At 51.3% G+C, this 7,806-nt stretch carries 4 protein-coding genes, 4 tRNA genes and 1 pseudogene; 5 read left to right on the top strand and 4 right to left on the bottom strand.

Features of this window, described 5'->3' with window-relative positions; translation table 11 throughout:
* Nucleotides 1-65 precede the first annotated feature (65 nt).
* The 4 genes from L1D47_RS19515 to rlmKL are packed head-to-tail and all read right to left on the bottom strand — an operon-like array spanning nt 66 to nt 6,205.
* Nucleotides 66-1,907 carry a DUF3466 family protein gene (locus L1D47_RS19515; RefSeq protein ID WP_239886470.1) on the bottom strand — a complete coding sequence of 614 codons (1,842 nt, stop codon included), beginning with the start codon at nt 1,905-1,907 and terminating at the stop codon, nt 66-68.
* Between the two features lie 24 nt (nt 1,908-1,931).
* Complete coding sequence (locus L1D47_RS19510; RefSeq protein WP_239886469.1) at nt 1,932-3,839, bottom strand: ABC transporter ATP-binding protein; 1,908 nt, start codon at nt 3,837-3,839, stop codon at nt 1,932-1,934.
* A gap of 1 nt (nt 3,840) precedes the next feature.
* Nucleotides 3,841-4,077, bottom strand: a complete 237-nt coding sequence (locus L1D47_RS19505; RefSeq protein WP_239886468.1) for a glutaredoxin family protein — start codon at nt 4,075-4,077, stop codon at nt 3,841-3,843.
* Entirely contained in the window at nt 4,070-6,205 is a 2,136-nt protein-coding gene (gene rlmKL, locus L1D47_RS19500) for a bifunctional 23S rRNA (guanine(2069)-N(7))-methyltransferase RlmK/23S rRNA (guanine(2445)-N(2))-methyltransferase RlmL (RefSeq protein ID WP_239886467.1), read from the bottom strand. Before rlmKL ends, L1D47_RS19505 begins: the two co-directional genes overlap by 8 nt.
* A gap of 268 nt (nt 6,206-6,473) precedes the next feature.
* Between rlmKL and L1D47_RS19495 the strand changes: the two genes are divergently transcribed.
* The 5 genes and pseudogenes from L1D47_RS19495 to L1D47_RS19475 form a co-directional block, all read left to right on the top strand.
* A tRNA-Met gene (locus tag L1D47_RS19495) sits at nt 6,474-6,550 on the top strand.
* 41 nt (nt 6,551-6,591) lie between these two features.
* Nucleotides 6,592-6,668 (top strand) — tRNA-Met (locus tag L1D47_RS19490).
* A 160-nt stretch (nt 6,669-6,828) separates the two neighbouring features.
* Nucleotides 6,829-6,905, top strand: a tRNA-Met gene (locus tag L1D47_RS19485).
* A 47-nt stretch (nt 6,906-6,952) separates the two neighbouring features.
* Nucleotides 6,953-7,029, top strand: a tRNA-Met gene (locus L1D47_RS19480).
* 498 nt (nt 7,030-7,527) lie between these two features.
* Nucleotides 7,528-7,806: pseudogene (locus L1D47_RS19475) on the top strand (IS4 family transposase); the annotation flags it as partial.

Raw genomic sequence — 7,806 nt, 5'->3', positions numbered from 1 at the left:
GTTCATTATTAATAAAAAATCGGGGCGTAAGCCCCGATTTTTAGTTCAATAAGTTCTAATAGCCCTTAGACCCGAGAGCGGCGTCTCAACCAGACCAGAGGCAATAGCAACAACCAGGCAAAACTGGCGGCGCCTTTGCGCTCATAGTTACCGTTACCCGAGTCATCTTTCTCTTCTACTTCACAAGCCGAACCCGATGTCGTTGGCTTAAGCACCACCATACGCGGCAAGTAGGCCGTCACCGGCTGGCCATTGGCGTTGAGTTGGAACAATGGTTTGCCATTCTCACCTATAACCAAGTTGCCGTTTTGATCAAATTGATAAGAAGGCTTCCGGATGAAGGCGGTACCCACTATGGTGCCATCATCGTTAATGCTGCTAGCCTCTACGATGCGGATCTCACTATCGTAATAAAGCGTCTTACCATCACCGTCGACCACCTCAACCTTGTTACGGGTCCACTCGCCGGCATCATCTTTAACATAGCCTTTCGATTCACACACAAGAAGATCATCGATGACACTAAACTCATCGCTTGCCTTGTCATACAGGAAGGCGCCCTTCATACGTGGCTTCTCTTTCTCAGCTGTTACTTCCACGTAACCCACTACCTGATCTTTATTGTTAATATCACGTGGACGGGAGCTACGGTCGGACATCACCTCATAGAAATCATTAGGGGTCACGAAGGTAGGATCTTCGGCGTTGGTATCCAAGTAGAAGAATTTGTCACGCTGATAGCCTTCGATGTAGCGACGATAACTACCCACCAAGATACCATTATCGTTGATGTCATAGGCCACGGAAGAAAACTGATCATTGGTCATCTTCACCCAGTGATATTGGTAAGCCCCTTGAGCATCTTTTTCCCAGTAGGCGGCATCGAATGCCAGCTTATCCTTATCATCGTTGCGGTAGACATGAGAGCGGCCAGCGACAACGCCCTGGCTGTTGACGCCAAGACCTTGGGCGGTAAACACGCTGTCTGAGGTCGACTCAAGCCCTAACGGTAGCTCGGTCGGTGTCACATCTGTGCCATCAAACTGCCATACAAACGCACGCGTCTGATAGAGAATGCGGCGTACATTGTTGCTATCTGGATATTGGTCCTTCTGCACACAGACATCGATAGGATAAGTCTCACCGGTAATACAGCTATCAATTCGGCTCTTACTCGACTTGGCCAAATCTGTGGTCGCGTAACCCGTGATCAGGTTATTGTCGTTGATCGCGGTTGCGACCGACTCACCACCCACGACCACATTGGTATCATCCTTACTGTAGACGGTATAAGGTGGTACTAGGGCGATATCAGTCCCCTCGGCGGTCTTGAGGAAGCCACGCTCCTCAAATTCACGGTAGTACCAGAACTCCTGGCCTTCAGTCTCACCTGTATATTCGGTTTTCAGCTCAGGAGCGGTATAGCTACCGACCTTAATGCCATTGTTGTTGATGCCATAATAATAGGCATTGATGGAGTTAATGGTCTCCGGCAAGGCTTCGTCGGTATCTTTAGGATGCGTCGTGCCAAAGACGGAGTCGAAGGTTGGGATCCAACTGCCGCTCGCTCCATTGCCATCGGCATTGAAGGTAAAGTTGTTGGCAATGATAGGCTTGTTGATAGAGTAAGACACCAACTGCTCGGGCGGGATGCCATCTTCGATATCGATTGCGCCACCAGTCTCGTCGTCTACCTCAAGCTTCTTCTTACCCTTAGAGATACCTACCATCTTATCTTGCTGATTGATAAACATGCCATAGCCGTTAATGGTCGACTCTAGTGTGCCGTTTAGATCATAGTCATCGATATTCTGGATCTCATAGACAGGTGCAGCATGAGCCGTCTGCAGCGCGGTGATCACTCCGGCGGCAACTAAAGAGATGGCTCTATCAAACTTCAACTTCATGTACTTTTCCTATTATTCTATCGTCTATTTGAGAGCTTCTAGCTCTTCCCAACGTTCGAAACACACTTCCAATTCCTGCTCCAGTGCCGCCAGTTCATTTAATCGACTACTGACCAGATCTTGTGTTTGGGTATAAAAATCGGGTTCATTGATGACCGCCTGTAAGCTTTCTATCTCGGTTTCGAGTTGCTCCATCTTGGCAGGCAGGGCATCGAGTTCTCTCTGTAATTTATAAGAAAGTTTCTTCTCTGCCTTAGCGGCCTTCTTAACCGGCTCGGCAACCTTGGGTTGGACAGCGTCCTTGGCTACTGGTTCCTCAGAATAAAATTTTGCCCCCTGAGACACGGCATCTTGGTAACCGCCGACATATTCACTCCAGCCACCGTTGCCGGTGAACCACCAGGAGCTGGTGACAGTGTTGTCGATAAAGGCACGGTCGTGACTCACCAATAACAGAGTGCCCTGATAATCGGTCAACAGCGACTCTAGCAACTCTAAGGTCTCAATATCAAGATCGTTTGTCGGTTCGTCGAGAATGATCAGGTTTGCTGGCCTTAGCAGTAGACGCGCCAGCAACAAACGATTCTTCTCTCCGCCAGAGAGCGCCTTAACCGGTGTCCGGGCGCGCATGGGCGAAAACAGGAAATCCTGCAAATAGCTGAGAATATGCCTGTCCTGGCCATTGATGGTAACCGTCTTCTTGCCTTCGCCTACGTTGTCTTCGACGGTTTTTTCCGGATCCAGCGCCTCTCGATACTGGTCAAAATAAGCCACTTCCAACTTGGTGCCGACCTTCACCTCCCCCGACTGAGGCGCAAGCTGACCTATCAACAACTTGATTAGGGTCGACTTACCACAGCCGTTAGGGCCGATGAGGGCGATACGATCGCCCCGCATCACTGAGGTGGTAAAATTCTTCACCAGGTTCTTGTCTGGCAGGTTGTAGTTAAGATCCTTGATATCGAATACCAGCTTACCCGAGCGCTCGGTATCGGCCACCTGCATCTTGGCGCCGCCCTGACGGTTGATACGCGCCATACGTTCCATACGCAGCGCCTTCAGGGCTCGCACGCGACCCTCGTTGCGGGTGCGACGCGCCTTAATACCTTGGCGGATCCAGGCCTCTTCTTCGGCCAGCTTCTTGTCGAATTGGGCGTTTTTCTCCTCTTCGACCCTCAGCCACTCTGCCTTACCATCAAGATAAGTCTGATAGTCGCCGGGCCAGGAGGTCACCACACCTCGGTCGAGATCGACGATGCGTGTCGCCATGCGCTGAATGAAGCCACGGTCGTGACTGATGAAGACGATGGCGCCGCGATAGTTAAGCAGGAACTCTTCCAACCACTCGATGGTGTCGATGTCCAGATGGTTGGTGGGCTCGTCGAGCAACAGTAGATCCGGCTCGCTCACCAGGGCGCGGGCCAACGCCACCTTACGCTGCCAGCCACCGGACAGGCTGACCAGACTCGCATCGGCGTCTAGTCCCAGTAGTTCACAGGTCTGATTGATGCGGGTATCGAGCTGCCAACCGTTGAGATGATCGAGATCGGCCTGCAGACGCTCCATCTGCTTGAGCAGACGCTCCATCTCCTTTGGATCGGCGTGGGCAACATCGTGAGAAAGCTGATGATAACGCTCGAGCTTCTCACCCACTTCCTGCAAGCCGGCCGAGATATAGGCATACACAGTGCCCTGCTCCGCCTTAGGCGGATCCTGCTGTAGTCGGCTGACCTTAACGTCGGTCGCAATGTTAAACTCGCCATCGTCGAGTAACACCTCACCGCCGATCACCTTCATCAGGCTTGACTTACCGGCACCGTTGCGGCCCACGATACAGACGCGCTCGCCCGCCTCTATGGTAAAGTCGGCATTTTGCAGTAAGGGGGTGTAGCCGTAGGCCAATGAGCCGTTATTTATACGAACCAGACTCAATTTATGCTCCTGTAAATTGTTGCAACTGCTCGTTATCGAAAGGCCAGCCTAACTCGGCGCCATCGGCCTGACGTAACAGCACTGGGATACGCACGCCGTAGCGCTGCGCCAGTTGCTCGTCATCGCAGATATCCTGCAAGACAAAATCGATATTCAGCGTGCTGATAAGCGCCTGAGCCTGCTCGCAAAGATGGCAGGCATCGGTATGAAAAAGAATAAAGGTGCTGGTGTTAGGCATGCTGAATCAACCAAGTGTTATGAATGTGCGGATTACGCTTATAGTCCAGCGGTAGTGTCTGCTTATCCAAATTAGTGATCGACAAGCCAAGCGCGCTTAACGCCTCGCTATCCATCTTGAATTTGCGTTTATTATTGGAAAACAGAATCTCTCCGCCAGGACGTAACAGCTTGACCAATGCGGTCAACAACTTGACATGATCACGCTGCACATCGAAAGAGTCTTCCATCCGCTTAGAGTTTGAGAAGGTCGGCGGGTCGATAAAAATCAGGTCATACTGGTTATCGCAGTCATCTATCCACTGCAGGCAATCACCCTGAATAAACTGATACTGCTTGCCCTTTAGACCGTTTAATTCAAAGTTATCCTGCGCCCAGTTAAGGTAGGTGTTAGACATATCGACCGTGGTCACCGACTTGGCACCACCCAGCGCGGCGTGTACCGAGGCGCTGCCGGTATAGGCAAACAGATTCAACACGTCTCTGTCTTTGGCCTTCTCGCCCACTAGCTTACGGGTGAGTCGATGATCCAAAAACAGGCCTGTATCCAGGTAGTCTCTCAAGTTGAGCTTAAACTTGGCACCGTACTCTGTGGTGACCAGCTCGAGCTTAGTGGTATCCAGCTTCTGGTATTGGTTAGTGCCCTTCTGACGCTCGCGGGTCTTAAGAATGATCTTATCGGGATCGACCCCTATGGCCTGGGGCAGTACCAGCAGAACATCGGTCAGGCGACGCTTGGTCACCGCCTCGGGAATCGACTTAGGCGCCGAATACTCCTGAATCACCACATGATCCAGATAGATATCGACCGCCACATTGTATTCGGGAATGTCGGCGTCATAGAGACGATAGCTGTCTATCCCCTCGCGCTTGGCCCATTTACTCAGCTGCTTGTAGTTCTTCTTGATACGGTTACTGAAGGCTGTGGCCACTTCGCTCACCTCACCGCCCTGACTCAGCACCTGGCTAGGATCGAGACGTCGGGTGCTGTTGGCATGCAAGGTATAAAGGTTAAAGGCACATTCCAGCGCACCGTTATACATCTTCATCTGCTTGTCGGCCTTAAGCTTAAGAGCAGAGAGCAGTTCGATGTCGCTGTTAAGTACCGCCACCTGCCAGCCACCAAATTCGGCCTTGAGCTTATCCCCCAGCTGATAATAGAGCTGCAACAGCGAGGTGACGTTACCCAGACGCTCACCATAAGGCGGGTTGGTGATCAGATAGCCCTGCTCCACCGGCGGCGTGACATTAAGGGCGTTGGCCACTGAAAACTCGATAAGCTCAGCAACCCCGGCATTTTGGGCATTGCGCTTGGCCAATGCCACCAGACGCGAATCGATATCTGAGCCATAAAACTTGATCTCACAGCGCTTGTTACCGATAGAGGCGCGGGCCTTTGCCTCACTAAGCAGCTCCTGCCAGTCGGCATCTTGATGGCGTAGCCAATGCTCGAAACCGAAACGGCGACGCTGCAGCGCCGGGGCGATATCGCAAGCCATCATGGCCGCCTCGATCAGTATGGTACCGCTGCCACAGAAGGGATCGAGCAGATCTTTAGGCGCCTGTTGCCAGCCACTACGTACCAACATGTTTGCCGCCAGATTTTCCTTCAGCGGCGCCTCCCCTGTAGTGGAGCGATAACCACGCTGATGCAGCGCAGGGCCCGAGAAGTTAATCCCTAGGGTGATCTGACCCCGGCGATAATGGGCATCTATCTTAAAATCGGCATCGACACGGGCCACATCGGGGCGTGAGCAGCCATCGTCACGAAAACGATCAACGACCGCATCCTTTATCTTAAGCGCGCCGAATTGTGAGTTCTTGATAAAGCCACCCACACCGTGAAAATCTATGCTGAAGCTACTCTTATTAGAGAAATGGGTCTGCCAGTCGATGCAATAAGCCGCATTGTAGAGCTGCTCGGGATTCTCGCAGGGCCCCTTATAGATCACCAGAACGATACGGCTGGCGAGTCGTGACCACAGGGTGATACGGTAAGCCAGATTAAGGGGAGCAGAGAAATAGACGCCGGCAACGCTTTCCTTAATCTCGGCGGCGCCCAACTCAGCCAGTTCCAAAGACAGGGCGTACTCATAGCCTCTCGGGGCTGCGGCAAAAAAATTCAACATGGATAGATAGACACACTTCAAAAATCAATCCGTCATTATACCTTGTCCTTAGAGTAAATGATAAAAAGTTCTGCCAAATGAAGGTTTAAAATTTCCTGGTTTGCGCGTTAAGCCAGCACTTTGCCTGATAAATGAACGCTTGATAAGAAATTCACGACGGCGACTTGCATTGCAACGCTCATGTCGATATAGTTCGCCCCGCTTTGACGCACTGAGTACCCAACGGCAAAAGCTGTAGGCACTACAGAGGTTAGAGTAAACATCCGGACGCGGGATGGAGCAGCTTGGTAGCTCGTCGGGCTCATAACCCGAAGGTCGTCGGTTCAAATCCGGCTCCCGCAACCAATTCCTCAAACAAGAATTAAAACGGTTTGCATCACATCGGACGCGGGATGGAGCAGCTTGGTAGCTCGTCGGGCTCATAACCCGAAGGTCGTCGGTTCAAATCCGGCTCCCGCAACCAATTTCTGATTAGCGCAGATAGTAAATCAGCAAAGTGATGTAAAAGGTTAAATCGCCCCATCGGGCTTGCAATATTAACCGCGGCAAAGGTAGTCGATTTAAAGCCACTACCCTAACCAATTCCTCAAACAAGAATTAAAACGGTTTGCATCACATTCGGACGCGGGATGGAGCAGCTTGGTAGCTCGTCGGGCTCATAACCCGAAGGTCGTCGGTTCAAATCCGGCTCCCGCAACCAATTTCTTTCGTAGCAAGAATCAAAACAACTACAGCGTATCTCACGGACGCGGGATGGAGCAGTTTGGTAGCTCGTCGGGCTCATAACCCGAAGGTCGTCGGTTCAAATCCGGCTCCCGCAACCAATTCCTCAAACAAGAATTAAAACAGTTTGCATCACATCGGACGCGGGATGGAGCAGCTTGGTAGCTCGTCGGGCTCATACGACGACAGTCGTCCACGGTATGCCGCCCAGTTCAAATCTGTCTCCCGCAACCCATTCTAAAACATCAGTCTAAACACGCTATTTAAGTCTGCCACACATATGACGATAGTCGTCGACGGTATGCCGCCCAGTTCAAACCTGTCTCCCGCAACCCATTCTATAACATCAGTCTAAACACGCTATTTAAGTCTGCCACACATACGACGACAGTCGTCGACGGTATGCCGCCCAGTTCAAATCCGTCCCCGCAACCAATTTCTTATGCCCACCACCTTATTTCTTACGCTTATTAAACCACCATGCTCAGCGCTGAGGAATCCCCTGATAACTTTGAGATAAATCATGAGATTAGAGTGAACTTGCACCTTGGAATGTGATCTGATTAAGCGCAAACAAAAACCAATCACGGACTTCCAAGGTGCAAGCGTTAACTATCTTACATCAATCTCTCTATCAACATTGCCCAGAAATTCACCAAAAGCGTCTAAATACCCTCATGGTTGCYTGCCGGGCTCTCATTGATTCAGACCGTCTTACATTGACCGCTTTAGGTCGTCATATTGATGGAACTCATGCGCAAACCAAACATTCGATTAAGCGTATCGACAGGTTGCTCGGCAACCATCATCTTCATCACGAGAGACTAGCGGTCTACCAATGGCATGCTAAGTGGTTACTGACACAGCACACCATGCCC

The organism is Shewanella sp. Isolate7 (genome assembly GCF_022398425.1).
Lineage (GTDB): Bacteria > Pseudomonadota > Gammaproteobacteria > Enterobacterales > Shewanellaceae > Shewanella.
This window is presented reverse-complemented; position numbering and strand designations above follow the sequence as displayed.

Excerpts from the sequence above, each read along its gene's own strand:
- L1D47_RS19515 (WP_239886470.1), bottom strand. The coding sequence starts at position 1,907 with ATGAAGTTGAAGTTTGATAGAGCCATCTCTTTAGTTGCCGCCGGAGTG.
- L1D47_RS19505 (WP_239886468.1), bottom strand. The coding sequence starts at position 4,077 with ATGCCTAACACCAGCACCTTTATTCTTTTTCATACCGATGCCTGCCAT.
- rlmKL (WP_239886467.1), bottom strand. The coding sequence starts at position 6,205 with ATGTTGAATTTTTTTGCCGCAGCCCCGAGAGGCTATGAGTACGCCCTG.